The sequence below is a fragment of the Microbacterium aoyamense genome (assembly GCF_023155855.1).
Classification (GTDB): domain Bacteria; phylum Actinomycetota; class Actinomycetes; order Actinomycetales; family Microbacteriaceae; genus Microbacterium; species Microbacterium aoyamense.
In genome coordinates this window covers 65,821-88,862 of sequence record NZ_JAKNUT010000009.1, presented here as the reverse complement: position 1 = coordinate 88,862, position 23,042 = coordinate 65,821, and the positions used below count along the sequence as shown (strand labels likewise).

Annotated in this window: 25 protein-coding genes; 16 read left to right on the top strand and 9 right to left on the bottom strand. The window is 69.1% G+C overall.

The genetic code is table 11. The features are described 5' to 3' along the window. Positions 1–14 precede the first annotated feature (14 nt). The 3 genes from MA876_RS18520 (at position 15) to MA876_RS18510 (ending at position 2,757) form a co-directional block, all read left to right on the top strand. Positions 15–1,223, top strand: a complete 1,209-nt coding sequence (locus tag MA876_RS18520) for an MFS transporter (RefSeq protein WP_248152930.1) — start codon at positions 15–17, stop codon at positions 1,221–1,223. 99 nt (positions 1,224–1,322) lie between these two features. Beyond that, entirely contained in the window at positions 1,323–2,309 is a 987-nt protein-coding gene (locus MA876_RS18515) for an aldo/keto reductase (RefSeq protein WP_248152928.1), read from the top strand. A gap of 307 nt (positions 2,310–2,616) precedes the next feature. Then, on the top strand, positions 2,617–2,757 hold the full coding sequence (locus tag MA876_RS18510; protein WP_248152925.1) for a hypothetical protein: 141 nt from the start codon (positions 2,617–2,619) through the stop codon (positions 2,755–2,757). A 2-nt stretch (positions 2,758–2,759) separates the two neighbouring features. Here MA876_RS18510 and MA876_RS18505 read toward each other — a convergent pair whose 3' ends face one another. Then, the gene (locus MA876_RS18505) at positions 2,760–3,884 is read right to left on the bottom strand and encodes a flavin-containing monooxygenase (RefSeq protein ID WP_248152924.1); all 1,125 of its coding nucleotides are present in this window, start codon (positions 3,882–3,884) and stop codon (positions 2,760–2,762) included. 57 nt (positions 3,885–3,941) lie between these two features. On the opposite strand from MA876_RS18505, the gene MA876_RS18500 reads away from it, so the two are divergent. Continuing rightward, on the top strand, positions 3,942–4,238 hold the full coding sequence (locus tag MA876_RS18500) for a Dabb family protein (protein WP_248152923.1): 297 nt from the start codon (positions 3,942–3,944) through the stop codon (positions 4,236–4,238). Here the strand turns inward: MA876_RS18500 and MA876_RS18495 are convergent, their stop codons facing one another. Next, entirely contained in the window at positions 4,239–5,966 is a 1,728-nt protein-coding gene (locus tag MA876_RS18495; protein ID WP_248152921.1) for an acyl-CoA dehydrogenase family protein, read from the bottom strand. It lies immediately after the preceding gene. 156 nt (positions 5,967–6,122) lie between these two features. Here MA876_RS18495 and MA876_RS18490 point away from each other — a divergent pair, with 156 nt between their 5' ends. Both MA876_RS18490 and MA876_RS18485 read left to right on the top strand, forming a co-directional pair. Beyond that, entirely contained in the window at positions 6,123–7,148 is a 1,026-nt protein-coding gene (locus tag MA876_RS18490; protein WP_248152920.1) for a PIG-L deacetylase family protein, read from the top strand. Positions 7,149–7,159: 11 nt separating this feature from the next. Next, a complete protein-coding gene (locus MA876_RS18485) occupies positions 7,160–7,699 on the top strand; it encodes a YaeQ family protein (RefSeq protein WP_248153011.1) in 540 nt (179 codons plus the stop codon). Positions 7,700–7,702: 3 nt separating this feature from the next. Here the strand turns inward: MA876_RS18485 and MA876_RS18480 are convergent, their stop codons facing one another. The 4 genes from MA876_RS18480 to MA876_RS18465 form a co-directional block, all read right to left on the bottom strand. Beyond that, positions 7,703–8,407 (bottom strand): GTP pyrophosphokinase, encoded by a 705-nt coding sequence (locus tag MA876_RS18480; protein ID WP_248152919.1) that lies wholly within the window; start codon positions 8,405–8,407, stop codon positions 7,703–7,705. A gap of 72 nt (positions 8,408–8,479) precedes the next feature. Next, entirely contained in the window at positions 8,480–9,658 is a 1,179-nt protein-coding gene (locus MA876_RS18475; protein ID WP_248152916.1) for an ROK family transcriptional regulator, read from the bottom strand. A gap of 121 nt (positions 9,659–9,779) precedes the next feature. Beyond that, positions 9,780–10,838 (bottom strand): ABC transporter permease, encoded by a 1,059-nt coding sequence (locus MA876_RS18470; protein ID WP_248152914.1) that lies wholly within the window; start codon positions 10,836–10,838, stop codon positions 9,780–9,782. Then, on the bottom strand, positions 10,835–12,310 hold the full coding sequence (locus MA876_RS18465) for a sugar ABC transporter ATP-binding protein (RefSeq protein ID WP_248152912.1): 1,476 nt from the start codon (positions 12,308–12,310) through the stop codon (positions 10,835–10,837). The genes MA876_RS18470 and MA876_RS18465 overlap by 4 nt, the downstream gene beginning before the upstream one ends. A gap of 314 nt (positions 12,311–12,624) precedes the next feature. Here MA876_RS18465 and MA876_RS18460 point away from each other — a divergent pair, with 314 nt between their 5' ends. The 8 genes from MA876_RS18460 to MA876_RS18425 all read left to right on the top strand — a co-directional run bounded on the left by MA876_RS18460 (position 12,625) and on the right by MA876_RS18425 (position 19,530). After that, a complete protein-coding gene (locus MA876_RS18460) occupies positions 12,625–13,665 on the top strand; it encodes a substrate-binding domain-containing protein (protein WP_248152911.1) in 1,041 nt (346 codons plus the stop codon). Positions 13,666–13,775: 110 nt separating this feature from the next. Continuing rightward, a complete protein-coding gene (locus MA876_RS18455; protein ID WP_248153010.1) occupies positions 13,776–14,921 on the top strand; it encodes a Gfo/Idh/MocA family protein in 1,146 nt (381 codons plus the stop codon). Positions 14,922–14,950: 29 nt separating this feature from the next. After that, positions 14,951–15,952 (top strand): sugar phosphate isomerase/epimerase family protein, encoded by a 1,002-nt coding sequence (locus MA876_RS18450; RefSeq protein ID WP_248152910.1) that lies wholly within the window; start codon positions 14,951–14,953, stop codon positions 15,950–15,952. A gap of 38 nt (positions 15,953–15,990) precedes the next feature. Further along, on the top strand, positions 15,991–16,722 hold the full coding sequence (locus tag MA876_RS18445) for a DUF2510 domain-containing protein (protein ID WP_248152908.1): 732 nt from the start codon (positions 15,991–15,993) through the stop codon (positions 16,720–16,722). Next, the gene (locus MA876_RS18440) at positions 16,722–17,519 is read left to right on the top strand and encodes a sulfite exporter TauE/SafE family protein (protein ID WP_248152907.1); all 798 of its coding nucleotides are present in this window, start codon (positions 16,722–16,724) and stop codon (positions 17,517–17,519) included. Before MA876_RS18445 ends, MA876_RS18440 begins: the two co-directional genes overlap by 1 nt. A 24-nt stretch (positions 17,520–17,543) precedes the next feature. Further along, positions 17,544–17,990: an FAS1-like dehydratase domain-containing protein gene (locus MA876_RS18435; RefSeq protein ID WP_248152906.1), complete on the top strand. Its 447-nt coding sequence runs from the start codon at positions 17,544–17,546 to the stop codon at positions 17,988–17,990. Beyond that, positions 17,987–18,385: a MaoC/PaaZ C-terminal domain-containing protein gene (locus MA876_RS18430; RefSeq protein WP_248152905.1), complete on the top strand. Its 399-nt coding sequence runs from the start codon at positions 17,987–17,989 to the stop codon at positions 18,383–18,385. Before MA876_RS18435 ends, MA876_RS18430 begins: the two co-directional genes overlap by 4 nt. A 5-nt stretch (positions 18,386–18,390) precedes the next feature. Beyond that, positions 18,391–19,530, top strand: coding sequence for a UDP-N-acetylmuramate dehydrogenase (locus MA876_RS18425; RefSeq protein WP_248152904.1), 1,140 nt, complete (start codon positions 18,391–18,393; stop codon positions 19,528–19,530). Positions 19,531–19,567: 37 nt separating this feature from the next. On the opposite strand, the gene MA876_RS18420 is transcribed toward MA876_RS18425, so the two are convergent. Next, a complete protein-coding gene (locus MA876_RS18420; RefSeq protein ID WP_248152902.1) occupies positions 19,568–19,969 on the bottom strand; it encodes a glucose-6-phosphate dehydrogenase in 402 nt (133 codons plus the stop codon). 111 nt (positions 19,970–20,080) lie between these two features. On the opposite strand from MA876_RS18420, the gene MA876_RS18415 reads away from it, so the two are divergent. Beyond that, complete coding sequence (locus MA876_RS18415; RefSeq protein ID WP_248152901.1) at positions 20,081–21,184, top strand: trypsin-like serine peptidase; 1,104 nt, start codon at positions 20,081–20,083, stop codon at positions 21,182–21,184. After that, positions 21,181–21,558: a hypothetical protein gene (locus MA876_RS18410; protein ID WP_248152900.1), complete on the top strand. Its 378-nt coding sequence runs from the start codon at positions 21,181–21,183 to the stop codon at positions 21,556–21,558. The genes MA876_RS18415 and MA876_RS18410 overlap by 4 nt, the downstream gene beginning before the upstream one ends. Here the strand turns inward: MA876_RS18410 and MA876_RS18405 are convergent. Together MA876_RS18405 and MA876_RS18400 are read right to left on the bottom strand one after the other, a co-directional pair. After that, on the bottom strand, positions 21,536–21,682 hold the full coding sequence (locus tag MA876_RS18405) for a hypothetical protein (protein WP_248152898.1): 147 nt from the start codon (positions 21,680–21,682) through the stop codon (positions 21,536–21,538). The two genes, MA876_RS18410 and MA876_RS18405, sit on opposite strands and share 23 nt — an antisense overlap. A 74-nt stretch (positions 21,683–21,756) precedes the next feature. Next, the gene (locus MA876_RS18400; protein WP_248152897.1) at positions 21,757–22,983 is read right to left on the bottom strand and encodes a pyridoxal phosphate-dependent aminotransferase; all 1,227 of its coding nucleotides are present in this window, start codon (positions 22,981–22,983) and stop codon (positions 21,757–21,759) included. Positions 22,984–23,042: the final 59 nt, after the last annotated feature.

The window sequence follows — 23,042 nt, the reverse complement described above, 5'->3', positions numbered from 1 at the left end:
CCGGGTCGGGAAGGGTGAACGACTTCTCGGGGCACCTGCCGAGGAGCCGCGACTACCGACGACTGCTCGCGGGCCTGTTCTTCGCCGGAATCGCGACCTTCGCACAGCTCTACGGCCCCCAAGCGGTGCTGCCGCAGATCTCAGACGCCTTCGACGTGCCGCCCACGACGGCGGCGCTCGCGGTGTCGGCGGCGACCCTGGGGCTCGCGGTCGCCGTCATCCCCTGGTCGATCGTGGCCGATCGGATCGGACGCGTGCAGGCCATGACGATCGGGATGATCGCGGCCACGCTGCTCGGCGCGCTCGCGCCCTTCAGCCCCGACATCACCGTGCTCCTGGTCGTGCGCGCCGCCGAGGGAGTCGCACTGGCCGCGATCCCGGCGATCGCTCTCGCGTATCTGAGCGAAGAGATCGACGGCAGGGCCATCGCCGCCGCGGCCGGGAGCTACATCGCCGGCACGACCGTCGGGGGGATGTCGGGCAGGCTGGCATCCGGTTGGGTCGGCGACCTCGCCGATTGGCAGACGGGTCTGTGGGTGACCGCCGCCGTGTGCGCGGCTTCGGCGGTGGCGTTCATCTGGCTGATCCCGCGTGCGCGAGGCTTCGTGCCCGGACGCTTCCGGGTGACGGCCGGACCGAGCATCGCCCGGCGCATGGGCCTCAATCTGCGCTCACCCGCGCAGCTCGCGCTCTATGCGCAGGGGTTCCTGTTGATGGGGGCGTTCGTCGCGATCTACAACTACCTGGGCTTCCACCTCATCGAGCCGCCCTTCTCTCTGCCGACGGCGCTCATCACGCCTCTGTTCCTCGCTTATCTCGCGGGCACGGTGTCGTCGCCGTGGGCGGGCGTCCTCGCCTCGCGGCACGGGCGGCTCGTCGTGCTGCTCGGATCCACGGCCATCATGGCGGCGGGATCGGCCCTCCTGCTCGTGCCGCAGGTGTACGTCATCATCCCGGGACTGCTCGTCCTCACCGCGGGGTTCTTCGGCGCCCACGCGATCGCCTCGGGGTGGGCACCGGCAGCGGCGGATCCCGAGGCGCGCGCGCAGGCGTCTTCGCTCTACTACCTCGGTTACTACGCCGGCTCGAGTCTGTTCGGCTGGTGCCTCGGCTTCGTCTTCCACGGAGTCGGCTGGGGATGGTTCGTCGCGACGGTCATCGCGATGTGTGCCGTCGCCGGCATGCTCGCGTTCGGCGCTCTCCGGCGTCGCGCCGACGCCTGAGGGGTTCCGCCGGTACCCGGTTCGCCAGGGACTCCCGAAATCGCAGGAAACGGGGTGTGATGGATGCATCCACTCCACGCTCACGGAAGGCGGCTGATCATGCACACGCGCACACTCGGACAGGGACTCGAGGTATCGGCTGTCGGCATCGGAGCCATGGGGATGTCGATGAGCTACGGGCCCAACCCCGGCGACCGCGATGACATGATCGGCGTCCTGCGATATGCCGTCGAGCAGGGCGTCACCCTGATCGACACGGCCGAGGTCTACGGTCCCTACGACAACGAAGTACTCGTCGGCGAAGCGATCGCCCCGATCCGCGACCGCGTCGTCGTGGCGACGAAGTTCGGCTGGAACATCGTGGACGGAAGGATGGTCGGAGCGAACTCCCATCCCGACCAGATCCGGCGCGTGGCTGAAGGATCGCTGCAGCGTCTGGGGGTCGACGCGATCGACCTCTTCTACCAGCACCGCGTCGACCCTGCCGTGCCGATCGAGGATGTCGCCGGCGCGGTCGGCGAGCTCGTGGCCGAGGGCAAGGTGAAGCACTTCGGGCTCTCGGAGGCTGGTGGCGACACGGTCCGACGCGCTCACGCGGTCTTCCCCGTCACGGCGGTGCAGAGCGAATACTCGCTGTGGACGCGCGACCCGGAGGCCGAAGTTCTTCCGGTGTGCGCGGAGCTCGGCATCGGTTTCGTGCCGTTCAGTCCGCTCGGAAAGGGCTTCTTCACGGGTTCGGTGTCAGCCGACGCGACCTTCAGCCCCGACGAGATCCGTGGTCGCGTGCCGCGATTCGAGGCCGAGAACCTCGCTGCGAACCAGAGTCTCATCGACCACGTCCGGGCGCTCGCCGAGTCGAAGGGCGCGACGCCCGGACAGGTCGCCCTGGCATGGCTGCTGGCGCAGCATCCCTTCATCGTCCCGATCCCCGGCACGCGTCGTCGCGAACGCGTCGACGAGAACGCCGCGTCGACGACGGTCGGCCTGTCGGCGGATGACGTCGCCGACCTCGACGCGCTGACCGAGCGCTTCGGCGTCGCGGGGAACCGCTACGACGACGCGGGGATGAAGATGGTCGGTCTCTGAATCGAGCGCGCTTCCTGAGGTTCGGCACGGTCCCTCAAGACTGCCCAAAGATCCGGCTAATCGCCCGCGGAACGTCGACCGTGCGGGGTAACGTCTCTCTTGTCGCCGAAAGCGACGAACTGCAGGGAAGATGTCGTGCGAGGCCGCTGGGGGAATCCGGGGGGATTCCGGCCGAAGACGCATCAGGCGAACTGGGGAGTTTCGCCGAAAGATCGTCGGGTCGGGTGGATCGTTTTGGGGAACGAATCCACCCGCACCACGACGGTGATCGCAGAAACACCCGCACTCTTACCGAAAGGTCTTCGCCATGTCTGCTCGCACTCGCTCGACCTCGTCGCTCTCGATCGTCGTCGCACTCGTCACCGCTGTCGTCGGCATCGTGGCGCTCACGCCGCGCGACCGTGCCACGACGCCTATGGCCGGCAGCGACGGGCTCGCGCTGATCTGACCTCAGACCCGCAGGTCGCGCGCGATTGCGCGGGACGCTGCCCGCGCGTGCAGCCCGATCTGGAACAGCAGCCCCTTGAGCGGCGTGCTGAGTCCGACGAACCGCAGTCCCGGCAGCGTCGTCCGTGCTCCGAGCACCACGGGGGCGCCGCGCTCGTCCAGCACCCCGAGGTGCCCGAGGACCGGGTTGAGGCCGGTCGTGTAGCCGATCGCGGCGATGACGGCATCCGGAGTCACCCGCGTGCCGTCCGCCAGCACCGCTTCGCCGGCCTCGAACCGCTCGAGCGCGGCGACCGGTGTGACGGTACCCGCACGCAGTGCCGCGACGAGGCCCACGTCGATCGTCGGAGTGAGCCCCGTCGCCCGGGCCTGGGCCACGACACCCGCGCGCGGAGCCGGCATCCCGTACCTCGTGAGATCGCCGAGCGTGACGCGCTGCAGCAGCCGGTTGACGGGATCGACCGCCCAGGCCGGCAGGAAATCCATCGGCATCGCGAGGAGCGTCGTCGGGATGCCGCCCGCCTGCCGCGGAATGAGGTTCGGCGGAGTGCGGATGGACAGCCGCACCTCACGTGCGCCCTGCTCGGCCAGGTCGGCCGCGATCTCGGCACCCGTGTTGCCCGCGCCGACGACCAGCACGCTCCGTCCGCGGTAGGGCGCGGCATCCTGATACTCCGACGCGTGCACGACGGTACCCGCGAAGGTCTCCTGCCCGGGCCATCGCGGTGGCAGGGGAGTGCTGTTGTAACCGGTCGCGACCACGACCTGACGCGCGCTGATCGGACCCGATTCGGTGGTCGCCGTCCAGCCGCCGTCCGTGGGGTCGATACGCGTCACGGCGGTGCCGAAGCGGGGATGGATGCCGGCACGCCGCGCATACACGCGGAGGTACCACGCGACGTCGTCCTTGGCGACCCACCGCCCGAACCGCCGAGGCATCCGCAGCCCCGGGAGCGCGGACTGGATGCGCGGCGTGTGCAGGTGCAGTCGCGAGTACCGGCGGTTCCAGCTCTCACCGACGACGCTGCCGCGGTCCACGACGATCGCATCGATCCCTTCGCGCGCGAGGCACGCCGCGGTCGCGAGTCCGGCGGGGCCTGCGCCCACGATCAGCACATCGGTGTCCATCCGCACACCGTACCGCCCGGGGTGCGAAAGGATGGAGCGACCGATCCAGGAGGAACCGTGACCATCCGCCACACCGTCGTCTTCACCCTCGTGCACCCCGCCGGCTCGCCCGAGGAAGCCGCGTTCCTCGACACGGCGACCGAGACGCTGAGCGCGATCGGACCGGTGCGCGACTTCACCGTGAGCCGTCAGGTGAGCGCGAAGAGCGACCTGCAGTGGCAGTTCGCGATGGTTTTCGCCGATGAGGCGGATTACGCGGCGTACAACGACGACCCCGCGCACGTGGCCTTCGTCGCGAACCGCTGGGTGCCCGAAGTGGACGCCTTCCAGGAGTACGACTTCACCCCGCGGTGATCAGACGATCTCGCCGCCTGCCACGGTGTCGGCGAGCGCCGCGACCCGCGGCAGGTGGTGAGCGCCGTAGAAGTCCGCGCTCGTCAGGCGTTCCGCACCCCGGGCCTTCGGTTCGTCGTGCGAGAGCACGGCCACGACGGCGAGCGCGTGCATCCATCCGCCGGCGAGCGTTCCGAGCAGCATGAGGTAGGGGACGCTCACGGCGTAGGCGTCGCGCGGTGAGTTCGCGAAACCGAGCAGGTCGGTCGTCGCGCGTCGCGTCGCGGCGACGGCGCGCTCGAGGCGATCCGCCGTGCGTGCAGCGACGGGGTCGCCGTGCCCGCGCAGGGCGTCGATCGTGGCCTCGACGTCGGTGAGCAGCGCCTCGACGGTGGCGCCGCCGTTGCGCAGCACCTTGCGGCCGACGAGGTCGTTGGACTGGATCGCCGTCGTGCCCTCGTAGATCGGCATGATGCGGGCGTCGCGATAGTGCTGGGCGACACCCGTCTCTTCGATGAAGCCCATACCGCCGTGCACCTGGATCGCGTCGCTCGTGACCTGCAGAGCGTCCTCGGTCGTCCAGCCCTTCAGGATCGGCACGAAGAACTCGGCGAGCGCGGCGAGGCTCTCGTCGTCCTCCGCGCGGTCGAGCAGGTCGGCCGCGTACACGCCGAGTGCGCGCATCGCGAAGACCTTGCTCGACATCGACAGCAGCAGGCGGCGGACGTCGGGATGCTCCGCGATCGCCGCCCCGGAGTCGCGGCCGATGACGCCGCCCTGCACCCGACCGGCGGCATACGCGCTCGCCTGCTGCAGCGCGCTGTCGGAGATGCCCGTCGCCTGGAACCCCATGCCGGCGCGGGCTGAGTTCATCATGACGAACATGCCGGCGAGGCCGCCGTGGAGTTCGCCCGCGAGATAGCCGGTCGCGTCCTCGTACGACAGGACGCACGTCGGGCTGCCGTGGATGCCGAGCTTGTGCTCGACCGCGACCGTGGTGACGCCGTTGCGCTCGCCGAGCGAGCCGTCGGCGTTCACGAGGGTCTTGGGGACGACGAAGAGCGAAAGACCCTTCGCGCCGGCGGGCGCATCCGGCGTGCGCGCGAGGACGAGGTGCACGATGTTCTCGGCGACGTCGTGATCGCCCCATGTGATGAAGATCTTCTGTCCGCGCAGCGACCAAGTGCCGTCTTCGCGAGGAGTCGCGATCGTGCGGATCGCGCCCAGATCGGTGCCCGCGTCGGGCTCGGTGAGGTTCATCGTGCCGGTCCACTGACCCGACACGAGCTTCTCGAGGTAGACCTTGCGCAGTTCGTCGGATGCCACGGCGTCCAGCGCGTGGATCTGGCCCGCGGTCAGCAGCCAGCAGAGGGCGAACGCCGCATTGGAGCCGTTCCAGATCTCGCCGAGGCCCGCGCGGATGGCGCCGGGAAGCCCGTCGCCGCCGGCCGAGACCGGCGCCTCGGCCGTGACCCAGCCGCTCTCGACGAACGACTGGTAGGCCTCGGCGAAGCCGGCCGGCAGCCGGACGGAGCCGTCCACCAGCCGGGCACCCTCGCGGTCGCCGATCGTCTGCAGCGGAGCGAGCACCGACGACGCGAAGTCGCCGGCGGCCTCGACGATGTCGACACCGTCGCCCGCTGTCATCTCGCCATCGGTCGCGCGGGCGACGAGGTCGAGCCCGAAAGCCTCGCCGAACAGGAATTCGTAGTCTTCGACGGGCGCCTTGTAGGCGGATTCTGCGGCCATGGTGAAACCTCGCGGGGTGGAGCGAACGTGAGACTGAAGACCAGAGTACCTGAGACTGAGTCCCACATCCAGAGTGCTGGCTGAGAACAAAATTTTCAGTGGTGGCGTGCGGTCGTGAAAATCTGACAAAATCATCCCGAGCCAAGGGGGATGGGCATGCGGGGAAGATTCGCGCGGGCGGCTACGGCGCTCGCGATCACAGCGGCGCTCGTCGCTCTCAGCGGATGTGCGACGTTCGAGAGCGATCTCTTCGCTGGTGTCGGCACGCCGTCACCGACCCCGTCATCCACCGTCGTCACGCACGGCCCCGTCGCGCTCGTTGAACCCGAGTACGACCCCGAGGACATGCCCGTCCACCACCTCTGCGAGAAGGGCACGCTCCTCGCGATCTGGGCGCACTACGACGACGACCTCATCTTCGGCCATCAGCGCGTGAACGATGCGCTGGATCAGGGCATGTGCGTCACGGTCGCCTATCTGTCGGCGGGCGACGCCGGCCGCGGCGTCGAGTACTCCCAGGGGCGTGAGCTCGGCATCCGGAACGCCTACGACACCCTCCGCGGCCTCGACGGCCAGTGGAAGGAGACGACCGACACGCTGCGCACCGGCGTCACGGTCGAGGAGTGGCGACCGGTCGGGCTCCCCGAGTTGACGCTCCTGTCGTTCCGGCTGGTCGACGGCAACCTCGACGGCAGCGGTTTCGCGAGCATGGGTTACGAGAGTCTTGCGAAGCTGGCAGCCGGAACCATCCCGACCGTGCGTGACGTCGACGGGCCGGAGGCGCTCACCCTCGATCAGATCACCCACTCGCTCATCGAGATCCTGAGCGAGCATCGCCCGACGGAGATCCTCACGGGCATGCCGCACGAGGCGAGCGATCTCGCGAGCGGCGACCACTCCGACCACCAGACGGTCGCCTCGTTCGCCCGGGCATCCTGGCGGAGCATGGGTGTCGACCCCTCGAAGGTCACGTACGCGATCGGGTACCAGACATCGGGCTACCCCGTGAACGTCGAGGGCGACGTGCTGGCGGCCAAGGTCGCCGGCTTCTCGGCATACGCGATCCAGGACCCCGTGACCGCCAGGTGCCGCGACCTGAACTCGTGTCTCGACCTGCGCCTGTTCGGTGCGTGGCTGCAGCGCGAGTACTCGAAGTCCGCCGCGGAGGTGGCGCTCCCGTAGGCTCGATGACCATGGCGACCGGCGCGACGATCCACACCTTCGACGTGCAGTTGGCCGACGTCGATCGCGGGGTCTATGACGAGCTCTCGCTGCGCGTCGCACGGCATCCGTCCGAGACGGCCGCGTTCCTGATGACGCGCGTGCTCGCCTACTGCCTCGAGTTCGCCGAAGGGATCGCCTTCAGCGAGGGGATCTCGGCGACCGATGAGCCCGCCGTCCTCGTGCGCGATCTCACCGGGACCGTGACGGCGTGGATCGAGGTCGGTGCGCCGGATGCCGAGCGCCTGCACCTCGGCAGTCGTCAGGCGGAGCGCACCGTCGTGTACACGCACCGCGACCCCACCAAGGTCGCTGCGGCCTGGAAGGGCAAGCGGATCCATCGGGCGGATGAGATCGTGCTCTACAGCTTCGATCCTGGATTCGTCGAGGATGCCGCAGCGCTCATCGAGCGTCGCAACACGATGACGGTGTCGGTCACCGAGCGGCACCTCTACCTCGAGCTGAACGGTGCGACGCTGAGCTCGGATGTCCACGAGCGCGGCATCGACTGACGCTCAGGTGAGGGATGCCGTGCGCCCGCGAAGAGGGCGGGACTCGTCGCCGTGCAGCTCGCGGTGCAGGCGCTCCATCTTGACGTCGAGCTCGGACGCCGTCTCGGCGGCGGCGGTCAGCTCGGTCAGCAGCTCCGCAGGCACCTGGCTGTCGTACTTGTAGTAGATCTTGTGCTCGAGGCTCGCCCAGAAGTCCATCGCGATCGTGCGGAACTGCACTTCGACCGGCACGTCGACGCGACCGGTCGAGAGGAAGACGGGCACTTCGACGATCGCGTGCAGGCTCTTGTAGCCGTTCGCTTTGGGTTCGGCGATGTAGTCCTTCACCGCGAGGACGCGGATGTCGTCCTGTTGCGTGAGCAGATCGAACAGGCGGTAGGCGTCGCGCACGAAGCTGCAGGTCACCCGCACGCCGGCGATGTCGGTGATGCCCGCGCGGATGCTCTCGAAGTCGCCCTCGATGCCCTTGCGGCCGACCTTGTCGACGATGCTGTCGGGCGACTTCACCCGGCTCGTCACGTGCTCGATCGGGTTGTAGTCGTGCATGAGCTGGAACTCGTCCTGCAGGATCGCGATCTTCGTCTCGACCTCGCGCAGCCCGAACTGGTACTCGAGCAGGAAGCGCTGGAACTCGTCGCGCATGGCCCGAAGCTCACCCGCCGAGTACGAGACGCTGTCGTCGACCGAGAGGGTTCGTGCATCCGCCATGGACTCGACGCTATCGACGAGGGCTAGGAGCGTCCTGTGAGCGAGGCGTCTCGGTGCGGGGGATGCGGGATGCTACGCCGTGACGAGTGCGGTGAGTGAATCCGGTGAGAGCGCGTGCTCGATCGCGAGCATGCTCGCCCCGAGGACGGCGGCGTTCTGCGCCGCGGCTGACTGCACGATCGCGAGGTGCTCGGTCGCGAGGGGGATCGAGCGGGTGTAGACGACCTCGCGCACGCCGGCGATGAGGTGCTCGCCGACGCGGGCCATCGACCCGCCGATCGCGATGACCGAGGGGTTGATGAGACTCACGCACGCCGTGAGCACTTCGCCGATGTCGCGCCCGGCCTGACGGACGGCCTGGATCGCGTCGATGTTGCCGCGCTTGACGAGGTCGATCACGTCGTTGCCCGTCTCGGCGTCGACGCCCTGCGCGCGCAGCGTGCGCGCGATGGCGGGGCCCGAGGCGAGCGCCTCGAGGCATCCCGTGTTGCCGCAATGACACGGGACCCCCGCACCCCGCGCGACGCGCACGTGGCCGATGTCGCCCGCGATGCCCTGCGCCCCGCGCTGCAGGGTGCCGCCCGAGATGACACCCGCGCCGATGCCCGTCGCGATCTTGACGAACATGAGGTGCTCGACGCCGGGGTAGGCGAGCGCGCGCTCGCCGAGCGCCATGATGTTCACGTCGTTGTCGACGAGCACGGGCACGTCGAGATGCTGGCGCACCCACCCGGGTACGTCGAAGCGGTCCCACCCGGGCATGATCGGGGGATTCACCGGCTGACCCGTCGAGTGCTCCACGGGTCCGGGGATGCCTATGCCGATGGCCGCGAGGTCGCGGCGGGTGCGACCCATCGAGACCAGGAGGGCCTCGGCGTTCTCGACCAGCCAGGTGAGCACCGGCACAGGGCCGAGCCGCACATCGAGCGGTTCGCTGTGCTCGGCGATGATCGCACCCGCGAGATCCGTGACGGCGAGCGTCGCGTGCGATGCGCCGATGTCGGCAGCGAGAACGAGCCGGGCGCTCGGGTTGAGCGCGAAGAGCGAGGGGGGACGCCCGCCCGTCGACACGGTCTCGGCGATGGGCGTGATGAGTCCCAGGCGCATGAGCTCGTCGACGCGCGCCGCGATCGTGGAGCGTGCGAGACCAGTCGACTTCGCGAGCTCGGCGCGCGTGCGCGGCACGCCGTCACGCAGAAGCTGGAAGAGCTGGCTGACTCCCGCGGCTCCGCTCGACGATTCGATGGTCACGATCCCCACACCTCAGTCTATTTCTCACGTGGATCGATCAGAAGACGACGGACTTCTGAATGGATGCCACGGCCCGCCGTCGACGCGCTGTCAGAAGGTCGTCACCGGCAAGCCGCGATCGTCATGCTCTGCCGACGGGCTTCGCGAAGCGCTGCTGCAGGAGCACCGCGACCACGATGATGACGCCCTTGGCCACCAGCTGCACCGACGAGCTGAGGTTGTTCTGCACGAAGACGTTGGTGAGCGTCGCGAAGATGAGCACGCCGAAGACCGTGCCGACGATCGTGCCGCGCCCACCGACGAGAAGGGTGCCGCCGACGACGACGGCGGCGATCGCATCGAGCTCCCACAGCATGCCGTTGGTCGAGCTGCCGGCCGTCGTGCGACCGAGGATCATGACCGCGGCGATTCCCGCGCAGAGGCCCGAGATGACGTACAGCCACATCGTGTGGCGCTTGACATCGATGCCGGCCAGGCGCGCGGCCTCGCGGTTGCCGCCGATCGCGACGGTGCGACGACCGAAGGTCGTGCGGTTGAGGAGCACCCACCCGAGTGCCGCGACGATAGCGAAGATCCAGATCAGCATGTCGACCCCGATGATGTCGAGGTTCATGAAGTTGATGAAGTCGCGATTGCCCACCTGAAGCGTTCGCCGCTCGGCCAGGATCTCGGCGAGACCACGGGCGCCGACGAGCATCGCGAGCGTCGCCATGAACGCCACGACCTTGCCGTATGCGATGACGATGCCGTTGATGAGGCCTGCGAAGGCGCCGACGGCGAGTGCGATGGCGACCATGATGATCCAGTGGAACTGGTCGGCGAGATCCTGGATGACGGTGAGCGCGGCCACGACCGAGGCCAGACCCATCACCGAGCCCACCGAGAGGTCGATGCCGCCCGCGATGATGACGAGCGTCATGCCGATTGCCAGGACGCCGATGATCGACGCCTGTCGCAGGATCGTCAGGATGTTGCTCACGGACATGAACGTGTCGGGCGCGGTCACCGCGCCGACGATCACGAGCACGAGGAGAGCCACGACGAGCCCGAGATTGCGTCCGACGGAGCCGGAGAGGAGGCGTCGCCAGGCGGGCTCGGGTGCCGTCGTGCTCGTCGATGTGGTCGGCGGTGCCGCGGTCTCGGGGGCGGCCTCGGCCCCGGGGGTGGTCTGCTCGCTCACGCGGCGGTTCCTTTCATGACGAGGTCGAGCACACCGTGCTCGTCGATCTGCGATGCGGGAAGTGTGGTGAGGACGCGGCCGTCCGCGACGACGAGAACGGTGTCGGCGAGTCCGAGCACCTCTTCGATCTCGCTCGAGACGATCACTATCGCGTTGCCCGCGGCCGCGAGGCGTCGGATGAGCGCGTAGATCTCGCTGCGCGCGCCGATGTCCACACCACGGGTCGGTTCGTCGAGCAGGAGGACGCGTGTGCCGTGCACGAGCCAGCGGGCGAGCAGGATCTTCTGCTGGTTGCCGCCCGACAGCGTGACCGCGGGGCGGTCGGGGTCCGCGGGCCGGAGCTCGAGGGCCTCGATCTGCTCCGTCGCGACCTTGCGTTCGGCCCGCTCGTCGAGGAAGCCGGCCTTCGCGAAGCGGGACACCGACGAGAGCGTGACGTTGACGAAGATGGGTTCGTCCAGGACGAGCCCCTGACTCTTCCGCTCCTCGGGCGAGAGGCCGATCCCGGCCTTGACGGCCGCCACGACGGATCCACGTCGCAGTGTGTCGCCTGCGACCGACACGGACCCGGCCGTCGACTTGTGCGCGCCGTACACGGTCTCGAGGATCTCGGACCGACCCGAGCCGACCAGGCCCGCGAGTCCGACGATCTCGCCGGCGCGGACCTGGAACGAGACGTCGGAGAAGACGCCCGCGAGCGCGAGGCCCTCGACCTCCAGCACGACGGGCGCATCGGCCGCGACCGGCACGGCCGGCGGGAACACGTTGGCGACGTCGCGGCCCGTCATGAGCTTGATGAGCTCGCTCGTGGGCGTCTCGGTCACGGGAAGCCCCGTCGCCGTCGTACGGCCGTCCTTGAGGACCGTGATGCGGTCGCCGATCTGACGGATCTCTTCGAGCCGGTGCGTGATGTAGACGACGGCGATGCCCTCGGACGTGAGCTCGTGCACGACGTGGAACAGGTTCTTGACCTCTTCGGAGTCGAGCACGGCCGACGGCTCGTCCATGATGATGAGCTTGATGTCGTGCGACAGCGCGCGCGCCATGCTCACGATCTGCTTGTTCGCTGCGCTGAGCGTGCCCACCTCGGTGTTCGGCGAGAGGTTCGCGTGGCCGAGGCGCCGCAGCAACTCGCGCGTCTGCTTCGCGGCCTCGGAGCGCTTCGTGAACCCGCCGCGGGCGATCTCGTGGCCGAGGAAGATGTTCTCGGCGATCGTGAGGCCGTCGACGACGTCGAGCTCCTGGTACATCGTCGCGATGCCCAGTTCGATCGCGGACTCGGGATTCGGGATCTCGACCTGCTCGCCCTGCCAGAAGATCTCGCCCTCGTCGGGGCGATGCACGCCCGCGAGCGTCTTGATGAGCGTCGACTTGCCCGCGCCGTTCTGACCGAGCACGCAGTGCACTTCGCCGGCCAGCACCTCGAGGTCGACGCCGCGGAGGGCGCGCACGCCCGCGAAGGACTTCGTCACGCCTCGGACGGTGAGTAATGCCGATGGATGGTCAACTTTGATCACGAGGCGAACATAACACGCGGAACCAGTGGCGATCGAGTCTCGATTGCGCAACGTTCGCGGCATCCATCGCCGTCAACGGTCCGAAAGGACGGCGAGGCATGCAGGAAATCACGGTTTGGACACTTTTGCCGAACTCAAAACAAAAGATGACGAACACTGATGCACTTCTGCTACGTTGAGTCGCGTCAGCGTGGATCCCCTCGAGTGCGGGCAGCAACCCTCTCGCGAATCACGCGGACCTGACTGCATCACATTCAAGGAGGAAACACATGCGCTCACACATGAAGGCGCGCTCGCGTCTCGTTCTCACGGGAGTCGCCGTCGTCGCGGCGATCGGTCTTCTCGCCGGCTGCACGGGCGGCGGCGCCGACGAAGAGAGCGTCGTCGATCAGGGTACGACCGACGAAGAGAACGCGGCGTCGGGCGACACCGTCGTCATCGGCTTCTCGGGCCCCGCGGCCGACCACGGCTGGCTCGGCGCGATCAACTCCGGCGCGATCGCTGCCGCCGACAGCTTCGGCGACGTCGAGCTGAAGGTCGCCGAGGGCACCAACGACCCGATCGCCCAGATCGCGGCCGTCGAGACGTTCATCAACGAGGGCGTCGACGCCATCGTGCTGCTGCCGACCGACGGCGCAGCGCTCACCGAGATCGCGATCGAGGCGATGGAGGCCGGCATCCCCGTCATCAACGTCGACCGCGAGTTCTCCAGCCCGTTCGCCGCCCGCACCACGGTGCTCGGCGACAACTACGGCATGGGCGTCTCGGCCGGGCACTACATCTGCGAGCAGCTCGGTGGCGAGGGCTTCGTCGCCGAGATCGCCGGCATCGACTCGCTGCCGCTCACGCAGGACCGCTCGCAGGGCTTCGCCGACGCGCTGAGCGACTGCGGCCTCGAGGTCGACGCGCGCGTCGCGGCCGACTTCACCGTCGCCGGCGGCGAGGCAGCGGCATCCCAGCTCCTCGCAGCCAACCCGCAGATCGACGCCATCTGGAACCACGACGACGACCAGGGCATCGGCGTCCTCGCGGCGATCGACGCTGCAGGTCGCGACGAGTTCTTCATGATGGGCGGCGCCGGTAGCCGCAGCGCCATGGAGGCCATCGAGGCCGACGACACCGTGCTCAAGGCGACGGTCATCTACCCGTCGACGCAGGCCGCCGACGGCATCGCGCTCGCCCGTCTGCTCGTGCAGGGCAAGACGATGAGCGACCTCATCACGCCCAGCGTGCCGAACCGCGTCGTGCTCGATGCTCCGGTCGTCACGAAGGACAACGTCGAGCAGTTCATCGACCTCTCGTTCGAGTAAGCCGATGAATCGCGGGGCGCTCGTCTCATCGACGGGCGCCCCGCGCCGACCTCCCGAGAGAGGACACCGCGTTGACTGAGACGCACCCCGGCGCCGCCCTCCGCGTCGCCATGATCGGCCACGGCTTCATGGGCGCCGCCCACTCCCAGGGCTGGCGCGTGGCCCCCCGCTTCTTCGATCTGCCCCTCGAGCCCGAGATGGCGGTCGTCGTCGGCCGCGATGCGGCCAAGACGGAGGCATCCGCCCGCAAGTGGGGCTGGGCTGAGGCCGCCACGGACTGGCGCGAGGTCATCGCGCGCGACGACATCGACGTCGTCGACATCGTCACCCCCGGCGACACGCACGCCGAGATCGCGCTCGCGGCCCTCGCGGCCGGCAAGCACGTCCTGTGCGAGAAGCCGCTCGCCAACACCGTCACCGAGGCCGAGGAGATGACCGCCGCCGCAGATCGCGCGGCGGCAGCGGGCGTCCGCTCGATGGTCGGATTCACCTACCGCCGCGTCCCGGCGACGACCTTCGCGCGCGACATGGTCGCGGCGGGTCGCATCGGCCGGATCCGCCAGGTGCGGGCCGAGTACCTGCAGGACTGGCTGATGGATGCCGAGGCCCCCCTCACGTGGCGCATGCAGAAGGACCGCGCCGGGTCGGGAGCCCTCGGTGACATCGGTGCCCACGCGATCGACCTCACCGAATACATCACGGGGCAGCGTGTCACGACCGTCTCGGGGATCATCGAGACACTCGTCACGGAGCGTCCGCTGCTGGGCGAAGGGCAAGGGCTCTCGGGCACCGCGTCGACCGAGCGCGGCGCCGTGACCGTCGATGACCTCGCGCTCTTCACCGGCCGCCTGAGCGGCGGGGCGCTCGCATCGTTCGAGGCGACCAGGTTCCGCACGGGGCGCAAGAACGCGCTGCGGATCGAGATCTCGGGATCAACGGGGGCGATCGCGTTCGACCTCGAGCGGCTCAACGAGCTCGAGTACTACGACGCGACGCAGCCCGAGACCGAGCTCGGCTTCCGCCGCATCCTCGTCACCGAGCACGACCATCCCTATCTGGCGCCATGGTGGCCGACCGGTCATATGCTCGGCTACGAGCACGGCTTCTCGCACCAGGTGTTCGATTTCGTCACCGCGATCGCCGACGGTACGCAGCCGCATCCGTCGTTCGAAGACGGTCTGCACGTGCAGCGCGTCCTCGATGCCGTCGAGCGCTCGTCGGCATCGGGCAGCACGTGGATGCCGACCGACGCCTGACAGCTCACCCCGCAACGGAAGGACTCGCGATGACGCGACCGATCACCCTGTTCACCGGCCAGTGGGCCGACCTGCCGCTCGAAGAGCTCGCGCGCCTCGCCTCGGAGTGGGGCTACGACGGCCTCGAGCTCGCCTGCTGGGGCGACCACCTCGACCCGTGGCGGTGGGACGAGCCGGGCTACGCCGAGGGCAAGCTCGCGCTGCTGGAGAAGTACGGCCTGAAGGTGTGGGCGATCTCGAACCACCTCAAGGGCCAGGCGGTGTGCGACGACCCGATCGATCAGCGGCATCGCGACATCCTTCCCGATGTCGTGTGGGGCGACGGCGATCCCGAGGGTGTCCGGCAGCGGGCGGCCGAGGAGATGAAGAACACCGCCCGGCTTGCCGCGAAGCTCGGCGTCAAGACGGTCGTCGGGTTCACGGGCTCGAGCATCTGGAAGTACGTCGCGATGTTCCCGCCCGTCTCGCAGGACGCGATCGACGCCGGCTACCAGGACTTCGCCGACCGCTGGAACCCGATCCTCGACGTGTTCGACGAGGTCGGCGTGCGGTTCGCCCACGAAGTGCACCCGTCCGAGATCGCGTACGACTACTGGACGACGGTGCGCACGCTCGAGGCCATCGGACACCGCGAGGCGTTCGGGCTCAACTGGGACCCTTCGCACTTCATCTGGCAGCAGCTCAACCCTGTCGACTTCATCCTCGAGTTCCCCGAGCGGATCTACCACGTGGACTGCAAGGACGTGAAGCTCAATCTCGGCAACGGCCGCAACGGTCGACTCGGCTCGCACCTCGCGTGGGCGGACCTCCGTCGCGGATGGGATTTCGTGTCGACCGGTCGCGGCGACGTGCCGTGGGAGGCCTCGTTCCGCGCGCTCAACCAGATCGGCTACGACGGTCCGATCTCGGTCGAGTGGGAGGACGCCGGCATGGATCGCCTGCTGGGCGCACCGGACGCACTCGCGTTCGTCAAGCGCAACGCATTCGAGGCCCCCGACGCGGCGTTCGACGCGGCGTTCAGCGCCCGCTGACCGCGGGGCCGGCGGCGAACGGCCGGTAGGGTGGCGGCATGACTTCGATGCCGCCGGGATGGTACGACGACCAGCGCGGCGCGCTGCGGTGGTGGGACGGCACGCAGTGGACCGAGCACGTTGCGACGCCCGATCCCGAACCCGAGGCGGGTGCCGAGCCGATCGACGAGATCATCCCGCCCGAGCTCCAGGACGAGTACCCCGCGGGGTACCCCGGGGCCGAAGCAACCGGACCCTCCGGGGCCTTCGTCGCCGCCACCGAGCCCGCGAAGTCCAAACTGTGGATCCTCTGGGTCGTGCTCGGTGTCGTGCTGCTCGGCATCGTGATCGCCGCGGCGGTCGCCCTCCCGCTCTTGTTCCTGTCGCTGACACGAGGCAGCGCGGGCGGTGATTCGGTCGCCCCGCAGGGTGACGCGCAGGCGGCGGCCGTCGCCGCCGTCGAGCTCTACGACGAAGCGTGGCAGACCGCCGACTGCGGCCTGCTCGAGGAGTCCACGACGCAGGCGTTCCGTGAGGACAACGGTCTCACCGACTGCGCGGACTTCACCGAGAACGCTCAAGCGTTCGCCGAGGGCTTCGATGAATACGTCCTGACCGTGACAGGCGTGTCAGAAGACGACGACGTCGTGTCCGTCGACACCCGCGAGTCCTACGTCACCTACATCGACGATGAGGGCGAACTCGTGGAAGAGCCGATCCCGGGCGAGGTCGAGTGGACGTACACCGTCGTGCAGGAAGGCGACCGCTGGGCGGTCGACGGGCTCGACTGATGGGGACGGATGCCGCGCCCCGGGCGCGCGGAGCGCGCTTCGTCATCACGTGCCTGGGCATAGGTCTGGCCGCAGGCCTGCTCTCCGGACTCTTCGGTGTGGGCGGAGGCACGGTCATCGTCCCCCTGCTCGTGCTCATCCTGGGGATGGACCAGCGCCTCGCCTCCGGTGTCTCGCTGGGCGCGATCGTCCCGACCGCGACGGTCGGCGTCATCTCATACGCCGTGCACGGTTCGGTCGCGTGGATCCCCGCGCTGATCCTCGCGGCAGGTGCCGTCGTGGGTGCGCAGATCGGCACCTGGCTGCTTCCGAAGGTGTCGATCACGGCGCTGCGCTGGGGGTTCGTCGGGTTCCTGGCGCTCGTGATCGTGAGCCTGTTCATCGTGGTCCCGTCGCGCGATGCGGGGCTTCCCGTGACGGTCGCGACCGTGTTCGGTCTCATCGCGCTCGGTCTCGTGACGGGTGTCCTGGCAGGACTCCTCGGAGTCGGCGGCGGCGTCGTCGTCGTGCCTGTGCTGATGCTCCTCTTCGGCGCGAGCGACCTCGTCGCGAAGGGGACGTCGCTGCTCATGATGATCCCGACGGCGATCTCGGGCACGATCGGCAACATCCGCCGCAAGAACGTCGATCTCGTCGCGGCCGCGCTCGTCGGCGTCGCGGCGTGCACGACGACGGCGCTCGGCGCATGGATCGCGACGATCGTCGATCCGCTCGTAGGCAACATCCTGTTCGCGGTGTTCCTCACCGTCATCGCGGTGCAGATGGCACTGCGTGCCGTCCGGGGCCGCAACCGCTGACCTGCCCGCCGGTAGGATTGGCGCGTGCCAGTGAACCCCGAGCTCGTCGGCCGTACGTTCCCGCCGACAGCCTCCTACCTCGTCGGGCGTGAGAAGGTGCGCGAGTTCGCGCGCGCCGTCTTCGCCGACGACCCCCAGCACGTCGATCCGGTCGCAGCGCAGGCGCTCGGCTACGCGGACGTCGTCGCTCCGCCGACCTTCGCCATGGTGATCCAGGACCTCACGCTGCAGCAGCTCCTCGCGGAGCCCGACTCGGGCATCGAGCTGTCGCGGGTGCTGCACGGCGAGCAGCGGTTCGCGTACACGCGGCCGATCGTCGCGGGAGACGAGCTCACGGCGCGTCTGACGGTCTCGGCCATCCGCGCGCTCGGCGGCAATGCGATGGTGACGAGCGACGCCGTCATCACCGACGCCTCGGGCGAGCACGTCGTGACCGCGACATCCGTCCTCGTCGTCGGAGGCGACGCATGACCGCCGTCGGAGACGTCGTCGCGGAGCGCACGGTGCACCTGACGCGCGAGTCGCTGGTGCGGTATGCCGGGGCATCCGGCGACTTCAACCCCATCCACTATCGCGACGACGTCGCGGCCTCCGTCGGGCTTCCCGGCGTGCTCGCGCACGGCATGCTCACGATGGGGCTCGCTGTCCAGGCGATCGTGCCGTGGCTCGGCGACTCCGGCCGCATCCTCGACTACGGCGTGCGTTTCACGCGCCCCGTAGTGGTCGACCCCGAGACCGGCGCAGACGTGACGGTTGTCGCCAAGGTCGGCGCGATCACCGATGACGCTCTACGCATCGACCTCACCGTCACGCACGGCGAGACCACGGTGCTCGGCAAGGCGCAGGTGCGCGTCCGCGCCGCCTGACCGGTATGCCCGACGTCACTCCGATCCCGCTCGCGCAGCTCACGACGCTGCGCACGGGCGGCGCACCCGAGCGCATGATCGACGCGCACACGACCGACGAGCTCGTCGGGGCGCTGCGCGAGGTCTGGAGCGAAGGCGACGCCGTGCTCGTCCTCGGTGGCGGTTCGAACCTCTTCGTCGGCGACGATGCGTTCGACGGCACCGTCGTGCGCGTGCTGACGGAAGGCATCGAGGTGCTGCCGTCGCCCCGACCGGGTCACGTGCGCCTGCGCGTGCAGGCCGGTCACGGGTGGGACGATCTCGTCGCGTATGCGGTGGAAGCAGGACTCGCGGGGATCGAGGCGATGTCGGGCATCCCCGGCACCGTCGGGGCCGCCCCCGTGCAGAACGTCGGAGCCTACGGTCAGGAGATCGTCCAGACCCTCGTCGAGGTGGACCTCATCGACGAGGTCGACGGTGAGATCTCGACGGTCGGCGCGGAGGACCTCGGGCTGGGCTTCCGCACCTCGGTCTTCAAGCACCACTACGGCTCGGTGCCGGCACGCTCCGCCGTCATCCTCTCAGTCACCCTCGAGCTCGAAGAGGTGGGCCACGCCGAGCGCACCATTCCCGGGGAGCAGCTGCGCACGGCGCTCGGTCTCGGTGCGTCCGACGCCGTCAGCGTCCGCTGGATCCGGGACCACGTGCTCGCGACGCGAGCACGCAAGGGCATGGTGCTCGACGCCGCCGATCCCGACACCTACAGTGCGGGATCGTTCTTCCAGAACGCGATCGTCTCGGCCGGGTTCGCCCGCACCCTGCCCGCCGAGTGCCCTCGCTGGCCGATGACCCCCGAACTGGATCCCGTCGTCGTGATTCCCCTGGAGGCCTTCGACGGCTACGTGCCCCCGAGCGAGCTCCGCGAGTCCGACGTCAAGGTCAGCGCGGCGTGGCTCATCGAGCACGCGGGGATCGGCAAGGGCTTCCGTCTCGCGCGATCCTCGCGGGCGGGTCTGTCGACGAAGCACGCGCTCGCTCTCACGAACCGCGGTGGGGCGACCGCCGCCGAACTCGCGCAGCTCGCGCGGTTCATCCAGGGTCGTGTGCAGTCCGAGTTCGGGCTCATCCTCCAGCCCGAGCCGGTGCTCGTCGGCGTCGAGCTCTAGTCGGGTCGGCTGCGTCGTCCGATCCGCTTCGCTCAGGTCAACTGACGCGTGTGCCGCACATGCCGCACACGCCGGTCGCTGAGACCTCGACGAAGCAGTCCGGGCACAGCGCCCGCGTCGGATCGGGATCGGCAGATGCCGGGCGCGGCCCCGTCCGCGGCACGCTCTCCCTGCGCGGCGCGCGGCGGGCGGGCTTGCTCTCGACGGGCGCGGGCCGCGCAGGTGCGGGGACGTGTTCACGACAGTAGAACCGCACGTACCCGCTGTGGTTGTTGGGGTGCTGGTGCTTGTAGGCCCACAGCTCGGTGCGATCGAACGACTCGGAATCCGCACCGCATGCCGCGCACCGCGTCGGCTCGCCGGGAATGAGGTCGGCGACCAGGACAGGGGTGTCGAACGGGATCGAACTGCGCCAGTCGGCTGACTCGACGATCTTCATGGGGAACCCCTCTGCACGGCGACGAGCATTTCGTGCCACCTTCAACCGTAAGCGACCGCCGCGCTGCTCGATACCACCTCGGTTCGCAGTAGCCTGCGAACGGAGGTGCGCATGCGGAGGACGCCGGCGATCGCAGTCGTGATCGGGATGCTGCTGCTGGCCGGCTGTGCAGTGGGTGCAGGCCCTGAACCGAAGCCCACGGCATCCCTCCCCGAACTCGGCGCACCCCTCACGGCGGACGACCTCGCCGCGTTCGGCGGCGTCGCGGTGGTCGACCTCGCCTCGCGCTGCACGGCGACGCTCATCGAGACCGGGGCCGACACAGCACCCGCGTACGTGCTGACCAACGGTCACTGCGTGGGGCTGGACGGAGCTCCCGCGAACAAGACGATCGTCGACGAGGAGGCGTTCGGCGAGGCGACGTTCTTCCAGACGGCCGACACGGCGGACGACGATCGACTGCGGGTCGCGGCATCGCGAATCGAGTACGCCACCATGCGCGGCACCGACGTCGCGATCGTGCAGCTGGATGCGACGCTCGGTGAACTGCGCTCGGCAGGCGCGGTGCCGCTCGAGATCGCCGCGGATCCGCCGGCGGAGGGAGAAGTCGTCGTCAACGTCGCCGCGCCGACCCAGGGTCTCGAGGACGACGACTGGGTGCTGCGCCGCGGAGACTGCGCCGTGGGGGCGACGAAGGACGTCATCGAGTTCTCGTGGCTCTGGCTGGCCGCCCAGCGCAACGACTGCCCGGGCGTGCTCGGCGGGTCGTCGGGTTCTCCGCTCATCGCGGACGGCGAGGTGGTGTCGATCGTGAACACGACCAATACAGGCGTGCCCGTCGAGCGCGGAGACACCTGCTACCTCGGCAAGCCGTGCGAGGTCGATGGCGCGGCCGCCGTGTTCGTGCCCGAGACGAGTTACGGAGTTCGGGTCGCGGGGATCGGATCGTGCTTCCCGGGCGGCGTCTTCGCCCTCGGGGGCGCGTGCCCGCTCGAGGTCACCACGCTGTGGGACGTCTCGGGCGGAGGCATCTACGGCGCGAACGGCGAGGACGGCGGTGGCCGGACGCCGACCTCGAGCTGCGCAGCGGCACGGACGTCTCGGTCGGCATCGTCGCGAACCTGCCGCTCGGCGACGCGTCGTCGTGCACGGATGCCGCGGCTTACGTCGGTGGCGACACGTTCGCCGTCGCTGCGGACGCGGAGGAGCCGGTGACGGTGCCGATGACGCTGCCCGCCGAGAACGGCTTCGTGCTCGCCTGCGCCGCCGTTCCGGGCGAGGAGTCCCTGGCGGCACGATTCGTCTTCACGATCGACGCGATCCCGCCGGACTTCGCCCCCGAGCTCTCCGTGCAGGACATGGGCGACGTGACGATGGTCGACCCGCTCTTCGACATCCCCGACATCGCCGACATCCAGGTGCTGTTCGGGCCGCCCGACGACACCGACTGCACAGATCGCGCGGCGTATCGGCCCTACGTGCGTCAGTCGTTCTTCATCGAGGCAGCCGACCTGCCCGTGAGATTCTGCGCCGTCGGCTTCGATATGGCCGGCAACGAGTCGCCGGTCAGCGACCGGATCGTGGACTGACAGGGTCGTCGGTCTCGGCCGGTCGGGCATCCTCCGCGAGCATCGCGAGGATGACGGACCGCGGTTCGGGGTGCGCCCCGCCGATGCCCATCACGAATTCCGCCAAGAACTGCGGCATGCTCATCGTCGACTCCTTCGTTCGTATCGTCTGACCAGGACGACGAACGGAAGGAGTGGCGATCGACGACCGCGCCGAGATCAGTTCGAGAAGAGCTCCTGCATGCGGCGCACGCCCTCGAGCAGGGCCTCGTCGCCGAGGGCGTACGAGAGCCGCAGGTAGCCCGAGGGGCCGAACGCCTCGCCTGGAACCACGGCGACCTCGGCCTCTTCGAGGATCAGATCGGCGAGCTCGAGCGAGGTCGTCGGCGTCGTGCCCCGCCACTCCCGCCCGAGCAGGCCCCGCACGTCGGGGTAGGCGTAGAACGCACCGAGCGGGTTGGGCACCACGACCCCCTCGATCTTCGCGAGCTCGCCGACGATGAGGCGGCGGCGACGGTCGAACGCGACACGGAAGTCCTCGGCCTCGGTCTGCGGGCCGGTGAGCGCGGCGAGCGTCGCGCGCTGCGCGATGTTGTTGACATTGCTCGACAGGTGCGACTGGAGGTTGGCTGCGAGCTTGATGGCGTCCTTGGGTCCGACCATCCAGCCCACACGCCAGCCCGTCATCGCGTAGGTCTTGGCCACGCCGTTGACGAGGATGGTCTGCGCCGCGGCATCCGGAACCGCCTCGACGATGGATGTCGCCCGCACGCCCTCGTAGACGAGGTTCTGGTAGATCTCGTCCGAGATGATCCAGATGCCGTGCTCGACGGCCCATTCGCCGATCGCCTTGGTCTCTTCGAGCGTGTAGACGGCGCCGGTCGGGTTGGACGGCGAGACGAACACCAGCACGGTCGTCTTCGGGGTCCGCGCCGCCTCGAGCTGCTCGACCGTCACCTTGTAGTCCTGGTCGGCCCCGGCGAAGACCTCGACGGGGATGCCGTCCGCCAGCGCGATCGCCTCGGGGTACGTCGTCCAGAACGGAGAGGGGAGGAGCACCTCGTCGCCCGGGTTCACGACCGCCTGGAAGGCCTGATAGACCGCCTGCTTGCCGCCGTTGGTCACGACGATCTGCGACGGATCGACCTCGAGGCCGGAGTCACGCAGTGTCTTGGCGGCGATCGCCTCGCGCAGGACAGGGAGGCCGACAGCGGGGGTGTAGCGGAAGTTCGCCGGGTCCTGCAGCGCGTAGGCCGCGGCATCCACGATGAACGACGGCGTCGCGAAGTCGGGCTCACCGGCCGCGTACGAGATGACGGGACGGCCGGCGGCTTGGAGGGCCTTGGCCTTGGCGTCCACCTTGAGGGTCGCGGATTCGGCGATGGCACTGAGCTTGCGGGAGAGGGGAGCGCGTTCGGCGGTCCCTGAGCCTGTCGAATGGGTCACCCTCCGAGGCTACCGGCGACGGCGGGCGAGCTCATGGTCCGCATCGATGAAATCGGCCT